The 19,341-nt window shown below is 45.2% G+C and carries 16 protein-coding genes and 1 pseudogene; 10 read left to right on the top strand and 7 right to left on the bottom strand.

Annotation, left to right across the window (positions count from 1 at the left end; all coding sequences use genetic code 11):
* The first annotated feature begins 259 nt into the window (after nt 1-259).
* Together ispE and DYADSP32_RS17255 are read left to right on the top strand one after the other, a co-directional pair.
* Entirely contained in the window at nt 260-1,069 is an 810-nt protein-coding gene (gene ispE / locus DYADSP32_RS17260) for a 4-(cytidine 5'-diphospho)-2-C-methyl-D-erythritol kinase (RefSeq protein WP_149241581.1), read from the top strand.
* Nucleotides 1,070-1,164: 95 nt separating this feature from the next.
* On the top strand, nt 1,165-1,779 hold the full coding sequence (locus DYADSP32_RS17255) for a cytochrome c oxidase subunit 3 (protein WP_149241582.1): 615 nt from the start codon (nt 1,165-1,167) through the stop codon (nt 1,777-1,779).
* 11 nt (nt 1,780-1,790) lie between these two features.
* Here the strand turns inward: DYADSP32_RS17255 and DYADSP32_RS17250 are convergent, their stop codons facing one another.
* The gene (locus DYADSP32_RS17250; protein ID WP_414618169.1) at nt 1,791-2,570 is read right to left on the bottom strand and encodes an MFS transporter; all 780 of its coding nucleotides are present in this window, start codon (nt 2,568-2,570) and stop codon (nt 1,791-1,793) included.
* Nucleotides 2,571-2,649: 79 nt separating this feature from the next.
* Here DYADSP32_RS17250 and DYADSP32_RS17245 point away from each other — a divergent pair, with 79 nt between their 5' ends.
* The gene (locus tag DYADSP32_RS17245; protein WP_149241584.1) at nt 2,650-3,174 is read left to right on the top strand and encodes a helix-turn-helix domain-containing protein; all 525 of its coding nucleotides are present in this window, start codon (nt 2,650-2,652) and stop codon (nt 3,172-3,174) included.
* 49 nt (nt 3,175-3,223) lie between these two features.
* Entirely contained in the window at nt 3,224-3,694 is a 471-nt protein-coding gene (locus DYADSP32_RS17240; protein WP_414617863.1) for an IS630 family transposase, read from the top strand.
* A gap of 3 nt (nt 3,695-3,697) precedes the next feature.
* On the opposite strand, the pseudogene DYADSP32_RS17235 reads toward DYADSP32_RS17240, so the two are convergent.
* From DYADSP32_RS17235 to DYADSP32_RS17220, 4 genes and pseudogenes are all read right to left on the bottom strand, one after another.
* Nucleotides 3,698-4,147: pseudogene (locus DYADSP32_RS17235) on the bottom strand (MFS transporter); the annotation flags it as partial.
* Nucleotides 4,148-4,218: 71 nt separating this feature from the next.
* Nucleotides 4,219-5,799 (bottom strand): OmpA family protein, encoded by a 1,581-nt coding sequence (locus DYADSP32_RS17230; protein WP_149241586.1) that lies wholly within the window; start codon nt 5,797-5,799, stop codon nt 4,219-4,221.
* A gap of 141 nt (nt 5,800-5,940) precedes the next feature.
* Complete coding sequence (locus DYADSP32_RS17225; RefSeq protein WP_149241587.1) at nt 5,941-6,564, bottom strand: TIGR00730 family Rossman fold protein; 624 nt, start codon at nt 6,562-6,564, stop codon at nt 5,941-5,943.
* Between the two features lie 57 nt (nt 6,565-6,621).
* Entirely contained in the window at nt 6,622-7,992 is a 1,371-nt protein-coding gene (locus DYADSP32_RS17220; protein ID WP_414617862.1) for a UDP-N-acetylmuramate--L-alanine ligase, read from the bottom strand.
* Between the two features lie 477 nt (nt 7,993-8,469).
* On the opposite strand from DYADSP32_RS17220, the gene DYADSP32_RS17215 reads away from it, so the two are divergent.
* Nucleotides 8,470-10,146: a hypothetical protein gene (locus tag DYADSP32_RS17215; RefSeq protein WP_149241589.1), complete on the top strand. Its 1,677-nt coding sequence runs from the start codon at nt 8,470-8,472 to the stop codon at nt 10,144-10,146.
* A 98-nt stretch (nt 10,147-10,244) separates the two neighbouring features.
* Here the strand turns inward: DYADSP32_RS17215 and ettA are convergent, their stop codons facing one another.
* Entirely contained in the window at nt 10,245-11,912 is a 1,668-nt protein-coding gene (gene ettA, locus DYADSP32_RS17210; RefSeq protein WP_149241590.1) for an energy-dependent translational throttle protein EttA, read from the bottom strand.
* A 70-nt stretch (nt 11,913-11,982) separates the two neighbouring features.
* On the opposite strand from ettA, the gene DYADSP32_RS17205 reads away from it, so the two are divergent.
* Nucleotides 11,983-13,263, top strand: coding sequence for a DUF349 domain-containing protein (locus DYADSP32_RS17205; protein WP_149241591.1), 1,281 nt, complete (start codon nt 11,983-11,985; stop codon nt 13,261-13,263).
* Here the strand turns inward: DYADSP32_RS17205 and DYADSP32_RS17200 are convergent.
* Entirely contained in the window at nt 13,249-14,283 is a 1,035-nt protein-coding gene (locus DYADSP32_RS17200; protein WP_149241592.1) for a LacI family DNA-binding transcriptional regulator, read from the bottom strand. The genes DYADSP32_RS17205 and DYADSP32_RS17200 overlap by 15 nt on opposite strands.
* Nucleotides 14,284-14,564: 281 nt before the next feature.
* Between DYADSP32_RS17200 and DYADSP32_RS17195 the strand changes: the two genes are divergently transcribed.
* From DYADSP32_RS17195 to DYADSP32_RS17180, 4 genes are all read left to right on the top strand, one after another.
* Nucleotides 14,565-15,176: an RNA polymerase sigma-70 factor gene (locus DYADSP32_RS17195; RefSeq protein ID WP_149241593.1), complete on the top strand. Its 612-nt coding sequence runs from the start codon at nt 14,565-14,567 to the stop codon at nt 15,174-15,176.
* Nucleotides 15,177-15,401: 225 nt separating this feature from the next.
* On the top strand, nt 15,402-16,604 hold the full coding sequence (gene uxuA / locus DYADSP32_RS17190; protein WP_149241594.1) for a mannonate dehydratase: 1,203 nt from the start codon (nt 15,402-15,404) through the stop codon (nt 16,602-16,604).
* Nucleotides 16,605-16,696: 92 nt separating this feature from the next.
* On the top strand, nt 16,697-18,127 hold the full coding sequence (gene uxaC / locus DYADSP32_RS17185; RefSeq protein WP_149241595.1) for a glucuronate isomerase: 1,431 nt from the start codon (nt 16,697-16,699) through the stop codon (nt 18,125-18,127).
* A gap of 168 nt (nt 18,128-18,295) precedes the next feature.
* Nucleotides 18,296-19,291 (top strand): sugar kinase, encoded by a 996-nt coding sequence (locus tag DYADSP32_RS17180; protein WP_149241596.1) that lies wholly within the window; start codon nt 18,296-18,298, stop codon nt 19,289-19,291.
* Nucleotides 19,292-19,341 lie beyond the last annotated feature (50 nt).

The following is a 19,341-nucleotide window of genomic DNA, read 5'->3' as shown; positions in this document are numbered from 1 at the left end:
CAGAGCAGCAGATGGATATGGTGCGCTCTTTTTCCCCAAAGGTCGGGCTTATTTAGCTGGAATAATTTTACGAATGTTAAAAAATAACTTTCGCCACCTGGTGAGTAAGCTGTTTTTCCTTTGACCCTAATTCCATCAGACTAACGCCAGTGATCGATGGTTTGTCTGAGGGCTTTGGTTCTGAGTGAGTCATTTGAGAAAATTTGATGGATAAAATAGTGCGGTTTGTTACGATATTTGCGGTCTGAATTTTATACCCATGCTGCTATTTCCAAACGCTAAAATAAATATTGGCTTAAATATTGTTGCAAAAAGACCGGACGGGTTTCATTGTATTGAGTCCTGCTTTTATCCTGTGGGATGGTCGGATGCGTTGGAAATGTTGCCCGCTGAAAGATTTTCGTTTCGAACATCGGGAATAACAATACCGGGAAATCCGGATGAAAACCTTTGTGTAAAGGCATATAATCTGCTGGCTGAGGATTATGCTTTTGCTCCCGTAGATATGCATCTGCTGAAGTCCGTGCCCATTGGTGCGGGAATGGGTGGCGGATCCTCCGATGCAGCCTATGTCATAAAGGGTCTTAACGAGCTGTTTAGTTTGAACATATCAGAAAAGGATCAGATCCATTACGCACGCAGACTTGGGAGCGACTGTGCCTTTTTTATTCGTAACCAGCCCATGTTTTGTTTCAATAAAGGGGATGAGTTTGAGGAGATCGAATTGAGATTAACCGGTAAGTGGATTGTTCTTGTTAACCCGGGAGTACACATTTCGACGCAGGAAGCTTATTCAGGGGTGGTTCCGCAACGACCCGCTCACGATTTGCGTATACTTTTAAAGCAGCAAGTATCGGATTGGAATGGTATGGTTATCAATGATTTTGAAGCAACTTTATTTCAAAAATACCCTCTTTTGCAAGAAATCAAGTCAAGCTTGTATGTAACCGGGGCTAAATATACCTCTATGACGGGCTCTGGATCAAGTATATATGGTATTTTTGATAAGCAACCGGATTTAAAAAAAGAATTTAAGAGTTATAAAGTCTGGCAGGGAGAGCTGTTGTAAATTTTATTACTGTAACTATGTATGCAGATGAAAAATTGTCGTTATATTCACTTGATGCTTTATTATAGCGCTTCCTAAATATCCAAAAGAAGATAATGAGTCCTAAACACTCCACCAGATTACAGGAGAATTCTTTCACAAGCAGACGTGAGCCGTTTGGGTTTATGCTTTGGCTGGGAGTGATTGGAAGCTCGTTGCTTTTTGCCTCGATTTTTGTAACCTATCTTTTGAGGGGTGAGGGGAACAGTGATCGTTTCATTGCCTTGCCCGATATGTTTTGGTTAAGTACACTGGTTATTTTATTCAGTAGTATTTTGCTTCACGAGGCCAATATGGCTTTTCGGCAGGAGCGTTTCCTTCATTACCGCCTCTTCCTGGGCGCGACCCTCACGCTGGGCGTTACCTTTATGCTTCTCCAGATTAGCGGTTGGTTGGAAATGATTGATAATGAGGTTTTTGTTAATCAGAATACCTCCATTGGTCTGGTATATATTCTCACGGGTCTCCATTTGCTTCATATTCTCGCAGGCGTTGTATACCTCACCGTCCTTTTTTTGAAGGCCTGGAAGAACAGATCCTACGTCGATTCGTTTGTATACAGCGTAAATCCTCCCAATGTACTTCGGCTTAAATTGGTTACGCGTTACTGGCATTTTGTAGATGCGCTATGGTTGGTCGTATTTCTATTTATGGTTCTCCTGTATCATTAGAGCTTGGTCGATCATCCGGGCTCCCCGCTTATTTCCTGATTTGTTTTCTTCAGACTACGCCTGGCAAGGTATGCTCCGGCCAGTGTAAGAATAGCTGCCAGCAACATGGGCGCTCCGGCGAAGTGTACGGGTGCGTCGGGTTTGGTGAAAGTGTAAAAGAGGTTGGTCATAAGCGGCGGACCTATGATCGAGGTCAGGCTTTGAAGGCTGGTTAGGGCACCCTGAAGTTCGCCTTGTTCATTAGGCGGAACCTGCGTGCTGATGATCCCTTGTAATGAGGGGCCGGCAATACTCCCCAGTATGTAGGGTACCATAAATACAAACATCATCCATCCCGAACTTGCCAGTGCATAAAGCACAAAGCCTGTTGCGTACAAAATTAACCCCACATACACCCCCCGCTCTTGTCCAAGACGAGGTAAGATCAGTTTGATCAGATAACCTTGTACAATAGCACTGAGCACACCCACAGCACCTAAGGAATAACCAATCATGGCTTCATTCCATCCGAATTTTTCGATTACATAAAATGACCAATTACTTTGCACGGCATGTAACGCCACGTACAGGAGCCCCAGAGATATGAGTAATCCATAAATGACGGGGTATCTCTGGAGTGATTTTAGCGATCCAATCGGATTGGCTCGCTTCCAGTCGAACTTTCGCCGGTTTTCGACATGCAGGGATTCCGGAAGAATAAAATAGCCATAGAGCCAATTGAGCAGTGATAGTACTGCTGCGGCTATAAAGGGGACTCTTGGGCCAAACTGGCCTAGCAAACCACCAGCAATCGGGCCTATGATACATAAAGTCTATTAAATAAATACACATATATTTTGTATGTTTGGATTGAATCAAACTGATAAGATCATGTCCAGACCTGTATTAAAAGTGGGGAATTATAAGCCCGAGGAAATTAAGGCTCTTTTTCGAGATGATGAAAGGTATACGATCGGAATTCGATTGTATGCTGTATATCAAGTTTCGTTGGGTCAACCCAGCAGAAAGCTGGAAGATTTATACAATACCAGCTTCAAGCAAATAACCAACTGGGTCCATCGGTTTGAAAAAGAGGGCATAGAGGGCTTACGAGATAAAGAAGGTCGTGGGCGCACTGCTCGCCTTAGTGAAGTTCAAAGAAATCGGATCGGTATTTTATTATCAGAAGAATCACCGACGAATCATGGTTATAACAGTGCCAGCTGGACGGGCCCTATGCTAATAGAGTGGATTGCGAAAAATTATCAAATAACTTATAAGAAAGCCCAGATCTACAACATCATTAAAGCTTTGGGATTCACTTATCAGAAAGGCAGGGGCATATTTCCTGAAACAGATGCAGTAAAGCAGGATCAATTTAAAGAGGCTTTAAAAAAAACTTCTGGAAAACCCTGAGAGCACATTGCTTTATGAGGACGAATGCTCATTGTCCAACACAGCTACAGTGAGTTATTGCTGGTCAAAAAAAGGCACTCAACCACAAGTAGTTTGTAAGCAACGTAACCGGGAAAGGCAAACGGTCTTTGGTAGCTACAATTATGGCACAGGCCAAATTACAGTAAGTTTTGCAGATAGGGGCAATAGCTATAGTTTCAAGAAGCACTTGAAAAAGGTGTTGCGAACCTACAAGACAGCGCCTAAGATTATTATGGTCTTGGATAATGTTGCATACCATCATGCAAAAAGGATAAATGCCTGGCTGGAAAAGAACCCAAAGCTCGAACTGTTCTTTTTACCTCCATATAGTCCAGACTTAAATGCGGTAGAAAGAGCCTGGTGGTATATGAGAAAAAAGATAACTCACAATAGGTTTATCAAAACACTAAAAGACAGAAAAATAGCTTTCTGGAAAATGTTTTCCCATTTTCTGAAACCCAACTCGGAACTTAAAAAGGTTTGTGAAATAAATTATTAGACTTAATGTAAAGCCCAATCCAAAGGCCGCACCCAGCATACCAAAGTTTTGAGCCCGTTTTTCTGGAGTGCTGATGTCGGCAATGTAAGCGGCTCCGGTTGTAAAACTGGCACCCATAATCCCGGCGATGATGCGGCCTACATACAACCAACCGAGTGTGGGAGCAAAAGCCAGAAAAATATAATCCAGCCCGAAGCCGAAAAGTGAAGCCAGTAAAACGGGTCGCCTGCCATACTGATCGCTGATACCTCCCAGAATAGGAGCGCATATAAACTGAACAAATGCATAGGCAAACAGAAGCCAGCCTCCCTCGCGTGATGCGTTGCTGATACTATCGCCGGTGAGCTCACTGATCAGCTTGGGCATGACCGGAATGATAATTCCCAGGCCAATCACGTCAATCAAAAGTGTTATGAAAATGAAACCGAGTGCCGGTGAACGTTTCGCAGCCATGGGGTTATGTTGGGATGTAAATCTACGGCTAAAAGTAGGGCGTCCGGCATTTCAATGAGAACATCCGATTATTATTTCTTGAGAATCCTGAACTCCACCCGACGGTTCTTCTGCTGACCTTCGGGCGTGTCGTTTTTAGCGACCGGAACAGTTTCTCCATAGCCCTTACTGGCTACCCGATCCGGTTCAATGCCTTTACTTATCAAATATTCCCGAACCGAATCGGCCCGGTCCTGGGATAATTTCAGGTTAAGTTCATTACTACCGGTGTTGTCAGTATGCCCCCCCAGCTCAATAGACAATGTTTTATTCTCGGTCATGGTAATGGCAATTCGGTTCAATTCGGGAAAGGATTCAGGGCGTAAGTCGGATTTACCGGTTGCAAAGAAAATGTTATTAAGCCGTACAATCTGCCCCTCTTCGATGGGAATCAGCTTCAGGGACTTGTTGCTGATCTCCGTGTAGGTTTTGGACCGGCCATCTGCCGTGGAGTCTGTGAGGTCGACCATTTCTCCTTCGGCTATAAAATTCTGAGCAACCGCTCGCATACTGTATTTTTTTCCTTTGGGGAGTACAATTTTATATTCACCCGTAGTAGGGTTGGTGGTGGCCGTTCCTACTTCCTCGCCGTCCTCCATATCTTCGTATATGATCGTAGCCTCCACCGGTTTGCCGGTTTTTGAATCAATCACCTTACCACTGATCAGGGCAACCGGTGCGGCCACTGGCAAGGCGGCCACAGGGGCTTTTGCGGTATCGCCAGGTGTGGGCTTGGGCTGAAGATTGTAGCGTACAATGTCTCCTTTTCCCTCCGTGTCTTTGAATGAGACCATATAGGCATAGTCGCCCAAGGCAGAGATGGTATAATAGGCGTCATAACCGTCCGTATTAATGGATGATCCAAGATTTACCGGACGGCTCCATCTTTTCCACGACTTATCTATGCGCTTGCTATAGTAAATGTCATTGCTCCCTTGTCCGCCTTTGCGATCACTCGAGAAGTATAGCGTCACGCCATCGGGTGCCAGAAATGGTGTGGTTTCGGTAAATTCTTCAGTATTTATTTCTTTTCCAAGGTCTTCCGGTTTTGACCAGGTTCCGTTTTTTTGTTTAAAACTCACGTAGAGGTTGTCCACCTTGCTATTCTTTTTTTCGCTGAACGACATCACCAGAACCTTGCCGTCATTGGAAAGGAAACCGCAGTCAAACTGACCCTTACTGGTTTTGGCATACCCGGGGATATCTATTTTGTTTGGTGCGGACCATCCCCGGGCTGTTTTTTTGCTGGTCGAAAAACCCCTGGTTTCATAAACGCCGTTTTTGTAGGCACCTTTGATAAGCAGCGTGTTCCCGTCGGGTGTAATGCTGTAAAGACTATTATACACTTCTTTATTAATGGGCGATGGGAGGCGTCGGGCTTGCGACCATTTATCATTGCGCAATTCAGAAAACCAGATATCCTGGCTTCCTTTTGCCCCATTGGTATTCTGAGGGTGGCTTACTCTGGAGAAATAAATGGTTTTCCCGTCTGGAGAAATGATCGGTGCGATTTCGTTGTACTCGGTGTTGACCGTCTTTCCCAGATTTTCGAGCTGTGACCAAGATTTGATGGAAATCAAATAAAAAAGCGCCAGGATTAATGAAATACGCATTTTTTTGTCTGAGGGTGTGATGATTGATTTTTGATAGATTGATACCCGCTTTCAAAACAAAGTGGGATACATTCGACTGACGTCTGATTTAAACGATAACCAACGCTGCAATAGTACTTCAAAAGCCTTACTGAATCAAGGTTATTTGTTTCTTGCTGTGCTCAACCCGTCCTGTCCCTTAGGATTGGAGGGACTATCCAGCTGACCGTTTCCTCGGGTGCTCATGTGGAATTCTTCCATTTTTTTAAGGAGGTCCGTCGTGTTGTCTGCTGTCAACAAAAGAACCCTGTTTTCCGGGGTCAGGAATCCTTCCTCAACCATTTTGTCCAGGTGTGCAAGAAGCATATCATAAAAGCCATTGACGTTCAAAATACCAATGGGGCCATTGAAAATTTTCAGCTGTGACCAGGTAAGTATTTCAAAGAGCTCATCCAGCGTGCCAAACCCACCGGGTAGTGCAATGACTCCGTCCGACATCGCTACCATTTTGGCCTTGCGTTCGTGCATTGTTTCCACGAAATGCAGCTCGGTGAGGGTTCTGTGTGCAACTTCAAGTTTTGCCAGAAAGTGAGGGATGATTCCTGTGGCATTCCCACCATTGTCCATGGCACCATCAGCAACCCGGCCCATAAGGCCCATGTTGCCGCCTCCGTATATCATGGTAATTCTCCGTTTTGCCAACTCAGCGCCAAGCTCAAAGGCTGCATCACCATAAATCGGCAGACGCCCCACACTCGCTCCGCAATAGACAACAATTGATTGCATGAATATATGTTTAAATTGATATTGCGTTGCCGAAAATGACTGTCGGCAAACCGGATATTAATTTTGATGAAGAATAAAGTCAACGAGCTTTTCGGTGTTCAACTCGCCAAATGTCCCGGAGCTCATCAGAAGCAGGTTCGCATTTTTCCAGTTTTGCTGTTTCAAAAAAGCCTCCAGATCCTCTGCACTTGTAAATATATTCAAATCCTCCCGCTTGAAAGCGGTACGGATATCTTCTTCTGAGATAGGTTCCATCCGTTTGTGTTCCAGGGTCAGTGGGTTGTAATACACCACGGCAACGTCGGCGGTATTCAGTTTACGGCGGTACTGTTTCAGAAAAACCTTGTTCAGGCTACTGAATGTGTGTAGTTCAGCACAAGCGATCAGTTCCCTATCCGGAAATTGCTCTTTTACGGCTGCGGTAGTGGCTTCTACTTTGGAGGGTGCATGGGCAAAATCACGGTATATGCTCACCGTATCGTTACTGCCCAACAATTCCAGTCTTTTCGCAGCTCCTTTAAAAGAAGGTATGGCGGCATAAAATTGTTCGTCGGTAATGCCCAGTTTTTCACAAACAACCTTTGCCCCGCTGATATTCTTCATATTGTGTTCACCAAAAACCAATACGGGAACTTCTCCATCCGGGGTCAGGAGAACTGTTCCGCCGGCATCAACACGGTAAGGGTGCGCCAGATAAGGCATACTGACCACATCCGGGCGTTCTTTCTGACCGATTACGTTCAACATATCATCCGATTCGTCATAGATAATGGTGCCTGCTTTGGGAATGGAGTCGGCAAGCAACTCAAATTGCTTCACATAAGCCTCCCAGGTAGGGAAAACATTATAATGATCCCACGCTATACCGCTGATTAAAGCAATGTGTGGTTGATAATGCATGAATTTTGGGGTACGATCAAGAGGAGAAGTGAAATATTCGTCTCCCTCGATCACGACGAGTGGCGCTTCGTCAGCAAGTTTCACCATGTAGTCAAATCCTTCGATCTGTGCGCCTACCAAATAATTAAACACTCTATTGTTGGCCTGCAACACATGAAGTATCATGGAGGTAATCGTCGTTTTACCGTGGCTTCCGGCGATGACCACGCGCTGCTTGTCCTGGCTTCGTTCAAAAATATACTCCGGGTATGAATAGACTTTTATGCCCAATTCCTGAGCTGCTTTTAATTCAGGATTATCTGCGCGTGCATGCATGCCTAAAATTACGGCATCAAGCTCGGCTGTTATCTTTTCGGGGAACCATCCCATCACCGCTGGCAGGAGATTAAAATTGGCAAGACGCCCTCGGGATGGCTCATAGATCTCGTCGTCGGAGCCGGTAATTGTGTAACCTTTTCTATGTAATTCAATAGCGAGGTTGTGCATCACACTTCCTCCTATCGATATAAAGTGTATTTTTTTTGGCAAAGATTGTTGACTCATGATACGATCTCAAACTGATTCGGAGCGAAGTTAGCAAGAATTGCCCTTTGGGCCATCGTACAGTCTCTGGTTTTTGACAACCGGATAGCTGTTTGGCCTTTCATGTATAAAAATTACCGTTGCAGTTTGGGTATGTCATTTATGGATATGTCCTGATCTGGCGGGGGTGTTTTTGTAAAAGCTGGAATATCTCCGATGCCAAGCCAGATGCTTTGTGCCGTTTAATAAAATTGTTGAATATAAAAACCTGGCTTTCTTGTTATCGACACCCTTATACGATAAATTTGATGGTACAATAATCTTGTCCGCAGGCTTTTTCTCGCGCCTGCGAATCATTCTTCTTCAACAACTATAAGATCACCCGGTTTAACGTTGTGAGCACGCTGCTTGCTTCTTTGCCACCCTTCCGATAAATACTGGATTCAAGTTGGCGGTTCTCCTCTGTACTATCTTAACTGTTTCATGCCGTTCAAGCTCAACGATAGAAAACACAATTATTTTATCACAGGACTCATTGTTCCGGTGGTCTTGTTTGCTATTTACCTGTTTCATCATGCGGTAAATATGCCGTATATGGATGATGCCGAGATTGTCGATTCCATCAACTTAATACAAAAAAAGCCATCGGATCTGTTCTCCATTCTCATACGGCAGCAAAATGATCACAGGGTTACATTTTCGCGATTGGGGATGCTTTTTATTTATCTGGTGAAGGGTTCTATTGACTTCAGGCTTGCCATTTTTCTTGGCTTTTTTAATCTGATCCTGCTGGTTTACTGTTTTTTTCTTATTTACAAGTCGGAAAATCTACCCGGATTCAGTTTTTTACCCGTAGTTATTTTATCATTTTCTCCACTGGTTTATGCCGACCATTTGTGGAGCATAACCTCATTTCAGTATACGCTTTCAGTAGCGTTTTCAATACTCGCCCTGTATTTCCTTCGGCCTGAATTGAAGAAGATATGGTATTGGAGCCTACCATTCATGGTGGCTGCCTCACTTACCAATCTGGACGGCCTTAGTGTGCTTCCGGTAGGTGTTTTTTGGTTGGTTTGCCAAAAAAGATGGTACGTTGCAGGACTGATCGCACTGTTTTCGGCGGTTTATCTGGCGGCATTTTTTACCAATTTTACTTTTTCGTCCGCGTCTGAGCTTGCTTTTACAGCAGAATCATTGTTCGTTATTGCCCACAGTTTTTTAGCTATTGCAGGGTCATTTACTAAATTAGTATCAGACAGCTATGGGGTGATGTTCTCCACCATAGCGGGGAGTGTGATTGTGGCTGGATTTGTGATTTTAAAGTTGCTTGCTATATCCCGGAGCACCGCCAACGGACTTGTTTTTCGGAATCCGTTCGATCTGGATTATACGGATATCAATCTGTTAAAATTGTTTGCAAGTTTGGCTATGATCTCAATTGGTCGTTCCGGCGAAGGTGCCGAGGCCATGATGGGAGTAAGATTTCAGGTCTACTCATTGAGTACGATCGTGTTATTTTACTTTTTTATGCTTAAAACTTTCAAAAACCTTGGTAGCCAGCGCTGGTCAATGATCACCTGTGTTGGGTCATTCCTGATAGCAGGATACAGTTATGCCAAGTATGAATCGGTTGTCAATTTTTATACCTCAGGTTTGAAAGCGGATAGTTACAATTATACGCATAATGGCGTGTATCTGCACCAGTATCTGAATCACCCTGATCCAGATACTGCGTTCTATTCCAATTATAGTTTTCCTGTTTTCTTTTCCGAAAAATTGATAGAAGGCTGGCGTATAAATGCTCAGAGGCGCGCACCATCGGCGACGATGACTATTAAAGAAGTTGAAAATATCCATGAATACCGAGTCTATCTGACCAACGTGCTGGAATTTGAGATCCATACGGACGCTCCCGAAATTCCGAAATCGGGAGTTTATCTGATGATTTCCAGTGTCTCGGAGCCCGCAAATATTTTTCTGATCGCCACCCGCGAAGTCAGGGGTAGCTGGATAACAAGGTCTTTTACTGAATCCGGAGCAAGGGAATTTGCCATGCATATTCCCAAAAAAATAGCGCAGGGGATTTATTCGGCAAGGTTGTGCTGGCAGGAAAACGGTGAGCCGAGATCGACCATGGTGGCGGAACGTTTTTCTATTTAAGGCATTGGATGATAACTTATTATGTGTTGAGAGCTACGCAAAAAAAGGTTGCCAAAATAATTTTCAGGCAACCTTTTTTATTGTCAGCATTTCAATTTTTATGCCAGTTTCTTATACTTAATTCTTTTCGGCGTAGCGTCGGTTCCAAGGCGCTTTTTACGGTTTTCCTCATATTCCGAAAAATTACCTTCAAACCAGTAGACTTGTGAATCGCCCTCAAAGGCTAGAATATGTGTGGCGACACGATCCAGGAACCAGCGATCGTGACTGATGATCACGGCACAGCCGGCGAAGTTTTCTAAACCTTCTTCCAAAGCGCGGAGTGTATTGATGTCCAGATCATTGGTCGGCTCATCAAGCAGTAACAAATTTCCGCCTTCTTTTAACGTCATGGCCAGGTGTACCCGGTTACGCTCCCCGCCCGACAAGGTGCCCACTTTCTTTTCCTGATCACCTCCGCCGAAATTGAATCGGCTCACGTATGCCCGGGCGTTGGATTGTTTGCCTGCCAGCATAATCCAGTCGTTGCCATCGGCAATGTTTTGATACACCGATTTGGCGGGATCCAGATTGTCATGTTCCTGATCCACGTAGGCCCATTGCACCGTATCTCCTACGTCGAAATGTCCTTTTAATGGTTTTAGCTGGCCGGTGATCAGCTTAAAGAGCGTTGTTTTTCCAGCTCCATTGGGCCCTATAATCCCGACGATTCCATTGGGCGGTAACGCGAAATTCAGATTTTCGTAAAGCAACTTGTCGCCGAAACCCATTGAAACATCGTGTGCTTCGATCACCTTGCTCCCGAGACGGGGGCCCGCCGGAATGAATATCTCCAATTTATCTTCCTTTTCTCGACCTTCCGCGCCAAGTAGTCGTTCGTATGCTCCTAAACGAGCTTTTGATTTTGCCTGCCTACCTACTGCTCCCATGCGAACCCATTCAAGCTCTCGCTGTAAGGTCTTTTGACGTTTGGATTCTGTCTTCTCTTCTTTTCTTAAGCGCTCCTGTTTTTGCTCAAGCCAGGATGTGTAATTTCCTTTCCAGGGAATACCTTCTCCGCGATCAAGCTCGAGGATCCATCCGGCCACATTGTCAAGGAAATATCTGTCGTGGGTCACTGCAATTACAGTTCCTTTATATTGTCTTAAATGCTCTTCCAGCCACAGTACCGATTCGGCATCCAAATGGTTTGTTGGCTCATCCAGCAAAAGTACATCGGGTTGCCGTAGCAGCAGGCGGCATAATGCAACCCTGCGCTTTTCACCACCGGAAAGAGTGGCTATGGGGGTGTCGGAAGGAGGGCACCTCAAGGCATCCATGGCTACCTCGAGCCGATTGTCAAGATTCCAGGCGTCTGTTGCGTCCAGTTTTTCCTGCACCTCTCCCTGGCGTTCCAGCAGTTTGTCGAAATCGGCATCCTCATCTCCGAATGCTTCATTGATCTGATCGAACTCTTTCAGCAGATCTACAATCTCCTGAACACCTTCTTCTACTACCTCACGCACAGTTTTGGTAGGATCCAGTTTTGGCTCTTGTTCCAGCATTCCCACAGAATAGCCCGGCGAAAACACCACATCGCCCTGAATATCTTTGTCAATACCAGCAATTACTCGAAGAAGAGTGGATTTTCCAGAACCATTTAAGCCTAAAACTCCTATTTTTGCACCATAAAAAAAGGATAAATAAATATTTTTGATGATATGTCGCTGGGGGGGAATGATTTTGTTAACCCCCGACATTGAGAAAATAATGGTTTCGTTACTCATTTTTTAGTTAATTTGTGCGTAACAAATATCGTTATTATCCCTACACTTAGCAGATAAAAAATTTGAAAGAATGGAAAATGCCACACTGAATGATGAATACGGCTATGTTAAAGACAGCAAGGTATTCTTAAAAGGGTATTTGGAGTACCCGGATCGGCAAATTGGAGAGGTAAAACGTACAGAACAGGAAGCAATTGATTATTTTAAGAACCGGTTTTCTATCGTGCTCAACAAGGTTGAGCAATTAGAAGCGGAAATCGACGAAGCGCTTAACAAGGGTTCTTATTTAACCAAATTGATCCAACTACAACGTAAACTGAAAGGTTTTGATGCACTAGGAGACTTTGTCCCCCTTTTGCAAAAGCTTCAGGACAAAGAGGAGTATCTCAAAGGACTTATTGAGGTAAATCAGCTAAAAAACCTTGAGATAAAACGTGCGCTGACTGAAGATGTACGAGCGGCTGCCAGCATTCCCGACTATGCCGAGGCTACCGACCAGATTCAGGAGATCAAAGCCAAGTGGATTAGGACAGGGCCGGTTGAAAAGGAGTATCAGGAGGAAGTGGAAACCACTTTTCAGGATATCCTTGATAGCTTTTTCCAGCGCAGACGTGATTATTTTGACGAGCAGAACAAAATAAATCAGGCGAGGATAGATGAATACGAGCGTCTTATCAAAATTACCAAAACGCTGAGCTATTCACGAGACCTGGACGATGCTTACAACAAAGCCCGGGAAGTGAGAGGGTTGTGGAACAATGTTGGAGAGGTGCCTCCCAAACGCTTCTTTAAGGTCAATAAGGCCTACCGCCATTTTCTTAAGCTCTTCTACGATAAATATAATCTTGCCAAAGGTATTGAGCCGAAGGTACGTGTAGACCCGCGGATTCTGGAGCAACAAAAACTACTGCAGGAAGCGGAGCTCTTGCTGCGGCAACCCGACATCGTTGCGGCATCCAATGAAGCCAAAGTCCTTTTGAGCAAATGGAAGGAGATCAAAATCCCCTACAAAATGGCCGACAAGGAACTCGCTGAAAGATTCCGGATGGTGTGCGATAAGATATTTGAGCTTAGTTATCTGGCCAGAGTGATCAGTCGCAAGTATCCTGCCTTTGAACTGAAAAGCCCGGAGGAGCAGTTGCGCACCAAGTATCGCGAATTGGAGTGGTTGGCCAAAAGGGAAAAGAGCGACCTCGAGTATGCTATTCAGGAATTTGACCGTACAGCCACAGGCGATCCTGAGCTCGACAAACCGGCTCAGGGGCGAATCAATATTCAGAAGAGAAAAGTTTCCATGAAGGAGCGTATCCTGTCGGAATTTGACAGAAAGCTTAAATCAATTACCGGCTAATTGTTTCAGAGAAGATTTTTGAAAAACCAAGTTAGATAAAAGCACCCTGGTCTCATAAGCTGCCGGGGTGCTTTTGCTTTCTATAAGATCCAGCAAAAGAGACGTAGCCTGTTGGCCCATTTCAAACGAAGGCTGTGTAACCGCACTTACCGGAGGTTCCAAAAGGGTGGACATGGCCAGGTCGCAAAAACCGATCACGGCTACATCATCGGGCATGCGGTAGCCAAGCTGGCGGAGTGCCCAGTGCACACCCATGGTGATCCGCTCACTAGCCGCAAAAATGCCATCCGGCCGGTTTCGTAATGCCATGAGCTGGTAAGTGCGCTCGGTCCCTCCTCCCTGGGTGATTTCGCTGTGCAATACCCATTCTTCCTGAAATGGTATATTATATTGTTTCAAAGCATCCTTGTATCCTTCCAGGCGGTTGGTGCTGATGGAGACGTTTTTGGGTCCTGCAATATGGGCAATCCTTTCGCAGCCCTGCATGATGAGGTGTTCAGTGGCTTCGAAAGCACCTTTGTAGTCATCTACCCTTACCTTATGCGTTTGCATCGAATCACTGACCCGATCAAAAAACACGACGGGAATTCCCTGTTCCTGCAGTTCGATAAAATGGTCATGTCCTTCGGATTGGCTGGATATAGCTACAACCAGGCCATCTATACGTCTCTGTGAAATGTGCCGCGTAGCAGCCAGCTCTCTTTCATAAGACTCATGACTTTGGTAAATCATGGTGTGATAACCCCGGCTATATGCAATGTCTTCAATGCCGCCGATGGTGGAAGAGTAAAATCTGTTATCTATGTCCGGAACCAGAACGGCAATGGTTTGTGACTGGTTTTTCAGCAAACTAAGCGCAATGGGGTTGGGGGTATAACGCAGGGATTCGGCCAGGTCAACCACCCGCTTTTTGGTCTCCTCACTTATTTCTGTACTGTCCCGAAGTGCCCTCGATACCGTGGATTTGGAAACACCCAGAAGCCTGGCAATTTCCTTGATTGTGACCGAAGTCTTCTTCATAAAACCTACTTATAGAAATAATACAATTGTTATAATTTTTCGGAAAAAGGCAATATCACCTCATCACTTACTTTTCCGCAAACTAAAAGAATTTGTTCCGGGAAAAATAGCGAATCGGGAACGGTTCCGGGAACGGTTGCGTAAATATATAGATTTTTTTCAAGATTTATTTTTGTAAATCAACGAGCGAATGGTTAAACTAGGTAAATATTAATAATCTCACATAGAGAAAAAGCACCGCCAATCCCTGAATTTTTCAATTATTAACTACTTCGATTTTAATGGAAACGAAATCATTAACCAAAACCCTTGCTTCTGGATATTCTCAGAAAAGTGTTTTGGAAAACCTGTTTGGAAGGGTTGTTGCTCATGGAGATTATTATGCTTTTCGTGAACTGTTTACCCATCATTATCGCTCCTTGTGCAATTATGCAATGCGCGTAGTGGGTACCAGAGAAATTGCCGAGGAGGTTGTTTCCGATGTTTTTGTCAAATTATGGAAGAACAGGGAACAGATTGAAGTGCATACATCTTTTCAAGCCTACATTTACAGGGCGGTGCGTAACCAGGCACTGGATTATCTTAAATTGAAGGTTCATCGCCAGTATGAGCGCGAATCGCTTGAATCGGTACAGTGGAACATGTCCCATGCCGATCACTTTTCCCCGGCCGAGGAATTGTCATTTAACGAATTCTATGAACATGTTGAAGGGTGCATCAGGGATCTGCCACGCCAGTGTCAGGTTATATTCAGGCTCAGCCGTGAAGACGGACTCCGGTATCGGGACATTGCAGAACGGCTTAAAATATCCGTAAAAACTGTAGAAACACAAATGAGCCGCGCGTTGAAAGTACTTAGAGAGCGGGTGCCGGAGCATCGGTTGGTGGCTTGAAAGCGGTTGGTTTTTAGCGATAAGCGGCTAGCACTTTGAATTCTTTTAAAAAATTCAAGATACCATTCTTTATTTAAGTTTTGCTATTCCTTTTTAACTTGCGGGAGTAGCAAAATATGTACAACTTTTAACGCTTAAAGTTTATGCTGATAGTTATTTGGCCAACATGCGGCATGCTGCGAGGCTAATAGCTAAAAGCTTACTGCTAAAAGCTAAAACGAAATTATGCCTTTAGAACAAACATGGCGCTGGTTTGGCCCAAATGATCCGGTATCGTTATCCGATATCCGACAAGCCGGTGCAACGGGTATTGTCACTGCCCTGCATCATATTCCCAACGGACAGGTGTGGGAGGTAAGCGAAATAACCGCCCGCAAGGAATTAATCGAGGCCGCAGGACTTACGTGGTCCGTTGTGGAAAGTGTGCCTGTGCATGAGTCCATAAAGACGCGCACCGGAGATTATGAAACCTACATCCGAAATTACCAGCAGTCATTATCCAACCTGGGTGCTTGTGGAATAGACACCGTATGTTACAATTTTATGCCTATTCTGGACTGGACCAGAACGGATCTGGATGCACCTATGAAGGATGGCTCCACAGGTCTGAGGTTTGATGCCACGCAATTTGCAGCCTTTGACCTCTTTCTTCTGAAGCGCGAGAATGCGCAGGAGGAATACACCGAAGAACAGAAAAGTAAAGCCAAAACATGGCTGGATCAGGCAGGTGACCAGGAAATCCAGAAATTAATCCGAAACATCATCGCCGGGCTGCCGGGCTCAGAAGAAAGCTTCACGATTGAGGAATTTCGGGAGGTTCTGGATACCTATAAGCACATTGGAGATCTTGAATTAAGGACCCATTTGTATCAATTTATCCAGGCTATCGGGCCGGTTGCTGCGGAGGCTGGTGTACAACTCGCCATTCATCCCGATGATCCCCCGTATCCGATCCTGGGCCTGCCCAGGGTGGTAAGTACGGAAGACGATGCCACCCGCCTTCTGGAAGCATATGATCACCAGGCAAACGGAATCTGCTTTTGCACAGGCTCCTACGGCGTAAGGCCCGATAACGATCTCAGTGGGATGGTACGTCGCCTGGGAAGCCGTATCCACTTCATACATCTTAGGGCTACTAGCCGCGAGCACGACGGAAGCTTCTACGAGGCTGATCACCTGGATGGCGATGTAGATATGTACAGCGTAATGAAAGCGCTGGTAGAAGAACAGAGGACTCGAAAGGAAAATGGAAGAACAGACCTGAAAATGCCTTTCCGACCTGATCACGGACATCGTATGCTGGACGATCTCTCAGCCACCAAGCGTACCAACCCCGGCTATACTGCTATTGGCCGCTTGCGCGGACTTGCCGAATTGCGTGGCCTGGAGTATGCCATTGAAAGAAGTTTAAATAGTGTGAACGTTTGATTTAGTGTGGTGGAAGCACCGGGCGCCTCGTCAGCCTTTCTCCTGCGAGCAAGCAAACATATCTTTTGTAGAAGAAACCCCTTCATATTTTGATGTCAACAATAACACAGCCCATTTTACAGAAGACCTTCATGGACGAAGATTTTCTGCTTCGTACGGAAACAGCGCGTATTCTTTATCATGAGTATGCGAAGGATATGCCGATTGTGGATTACCATTGCCACCTTCCGCCTGACCAGATTGCCCAGGATAAACAATTTGAAAATCTTACACAAATCTGGCTTTACGGAGATCATTACAAATGGCGGGCGATGCGTGCCAACGGTATTGACGAAAAATATTGTACCGGAGAAGCCAGTGACTGGGAGAAGTTTGAGCAGTGGGCTGCCACAGTACCGTACACCATGCGTAACCCGTTGTATCACTGGACCCACCTCGAACTACAGCGCTATTTCGGTGTGGATATCATTCTGAATAAGGACACAGCCCGGGAAATCTATGACGAGTGTTCAGCAAAATTGAAGCAGCCTGATTACAGCGTTCGGGCTCTGCTTAAGAAAATGAAGGTCAACTACATTTGTACCACTGACGATCCCATCGATTCCCTTGAATATCACAAGCAGATCCGTGACAACGGCTTTGAAATCAAAGTGTTGCCTACATTCAGGCCCGACAAAGCGATGCTTCTGATCGATTCGCCGGTTGAATTCCAGCAGTACCTCAACAAACTTTCAGCCGTAACAGGCCTTGGGCGAATTGAAACATACGATGATCTGCTTGCCGCTTTACAGAATAGACATGACTTTTTTGCTTCAATGGGAGGGAAACTTTCGGATCACGGTCTGGAGCACATCTATTCCGACTTTGATACAAGTCTTGCGAAGCAGGCATTTTTCTCATCCATCAATGGTGAACTGGCACCCGAAGATCAGCGAACTGCTTTTAAATCGGTCTTGCTTTACGATCTGGCTAAGATGGATCATGCTAAATCATGGACACAGCAATTTCATTTGGGGGCACTGCGTAACAACAACGCCAGAATGCTGAGAGAGCTTGGGCCCGATACAGGCTGGGATTCGATCGGAGACTATAGCCAGGCGCAGGCGCTGTCCAAATTCCTGAACAAGCTGGATTCTACCAATCAATTGGCCAAAACAATACTCTACAATTTGAATCCATCAGATAACGAGGTGTTGGCCACGATGATCGGGAATTACAACGATGGAACCGTAGCCGGGAAAATGCAATTTGGATCGGGTTGGTGGTTTTTGGATCAAAAAGACGGCATGGAAAGGCAGATGAATGCATTATCCAACATGGGGCTGTTGAGCCGTTTTGTAGGGATGCTTACCGATTCCAGAAGTTTCCTTTCCTATCCAAGGCATGAATATTTCCGCCGGATACTTTGCAATTTGCTGGGGAACGACGTTGAAAATGGCGAATTGCCCAACGACCTTCCATGGCTTGGCAAAATGGTTCAGGATATTTCCTACAACAACGCCAGAAACTATTTCGGATTTTAAAGCCAGGTTGTGGTTTTTACCAGCTTAGACGAAAATATTATAGCCCGAGACGTACGTTAAGGGCTATTTTAATTTTCAAAAGACTATTTTTGGACAGGAAAACAATTTATTCAAAGACCAGCGACAAATGAGATCATTTCAGTAAGTCGTAGTCAACAGTACCAATTTATGGCTCAAATCATATCATTCGGTGAGGTCCTCATGCGGCTCTCCACCCCTGGTTTTTCAAGATTCGAACAAGCAAGGCAGCTTAATGTAACATATGCCGGAGGCGAAGCCAATGTGTCCACGGCATTGGCCTATTGGGGGCACGAAACCGCTCATGTCACCCGCTTTCCCGATTCGCCCATAGGCAGAGCCGCAGCACAATACCTGCACTTCCACGGCGTGGATACGTCGCATATCATTTTTGGAGGTCCAAGGATGGCGGTATATTTTTTGGAAACGGGAGCTGCTTTACGGGGAAGTCAGATTGTATACGACCGGGCAAACTCTTCTCTTGCCGAAATTGATCCAAAAGAAATTGACTGGGATGCGATACTGAAGGATGCGAAATGGTTTCACTGGGCCGGCATTACACCTGCCCTGTCACAAGGTGCTGCGGATGCCTTGCTGGATGGAATCAAAGCTGCACGTAAGTATGGATTGACCGTCTCAGGGGATATTTTCTACCGGGCCAATCTATGGAAATATGGAAAAAAACCATCCGATATTCTGCCTGAACTTACAGCAGGAACGGACGTTGTCATTGCCAACGAACTGAATATCAGGGATATTTTTGGCATAGCATGTGATGATTTTGTGGATGCAAGTAAAAAATTGATGCAGGCTTTCCCGCAGGTGAGTAAAGTGGTGGATACCAAACGAACCTCTATCAGCGCTTCACATAATCTGCTTCGTGCCTTGTTATGGAATGGAACCGAATTACTGGAAACCGCAGATGTAGAGATCAATCCAATCATCGACCGGGTTGGCGGTGGCGATGCATTTATTGCCGGACTGATCCATGGCCTCATTTCATTTGACGATGATCAGAAGGCTCTGGAGTTTGGTGTGGCGGCTTCCGCGCTGAAACACACGATTGAAGGCGATGCACTCATTTCCACCATTGCCGAAGTAGAAGCGATCCGTCAGGGCGAAACTTCGGGAAGAATTAAGAGATAATTTAATTAAGTATTCAATCACCAGCTATAGCCAACAGCTACCAGCTAACA

The organism is Dyadobacter sp. 32, from assembly GCF_902506755.1.
Lineage (GTDB): Bacteria > Bacteroidota > Bacteroidia > Cytophagales > Spirosomataceae > Dyadobacter.
This window is presented reverse-complemented; position numbering and strand designations above follow the sequence as displayed.

Coding starts and splice junctions, on each gene's coding strand:
- ispE (WP_149241581.1), top strand. CDS start 260: ATGCTGCTATTTCCAAACGCTAAAATAAATATTGGCTTAAATATTGTT.
- DYADSP32_RS17255 (WP_149241582.1), top strand. CDS start 1,165: ATGAGTCCTAAACACTCCACCAGATTACAGGAGAATTCTTTCACAAGC.
- DYADSP32_RS17245 (WP_149241584.1), top strand. CDS start 2,650: ATGTCCAGACCTGTATTAAAAGTGGGGAATTATAAGCCCGAGGAAATT.
- DYADSP32_RS17230 (WP_149241586.1), bottom strand. CDS start 5,799: ATGCGTATTTCATTAATCCTGGCGCTTTTTTATTTGATTTCCATCAAA.
- DYADSP32_RS17225 (WP_149241587.1), bottom strand. CDS start 6,564: ATGCAATCAATTGTTGTCTATTGCGGAGCGAGTGTGGGGCGTCTGCCG.
- DYADSP32_RS17215 (WP_149241589.1), top strand. CDS start 8,470: ATGCCGTTCAAGCTCAACGATAGAAAACACAATTATTTTATCACAGGA.
- ettA (WP_149241590.1), bottom strand. CDS start 11,912: ATGAGTAACGAAACCATTATTTTCTCAATGTCGGGGGTTAACAAAATC.
- DYADSP32_RS17205 (WP_149241591.1), top strand. CDS start 11,983: ATGGAAAATGCCACACTGAATGATGAATACGGCTATGTTAAAGACAGC.
- DYADSP32_RS17200 (WP_149241592.1), bottom strand. CDS start 14,283: ATGAAGAAGACTTCGGTCACAATCAAGGAAATTGCCAGGCTTCTGGGT.
- DYADSP32_RS17195 (WP_149241593.1), top strand. CDS start 14,565: ATGGAAACGAAATCATTAACCAAAACCCTTGCTTCTGGATATTCTCAG.
- uxuA (WP_149241594.1), top strand. CDS start 15,402: ATGCCTTTAGAACAAACATGGCGCTGGTTTGGCCCAAATGATCCGGTA.
- uxaC (WP_149241595.1), top strand. CDS start 16,697: ATGTCAACAATAACACAGCCCATTTTACAGAAGACCTTCATGGACGAA.
- DYADSP32_RS17180 (WP_149241596.1), top strand. CDS start 18,296: ATGGCTCAAATCATATCATTCGGTGAGGTCCTCATGCGGCTCTCCACC.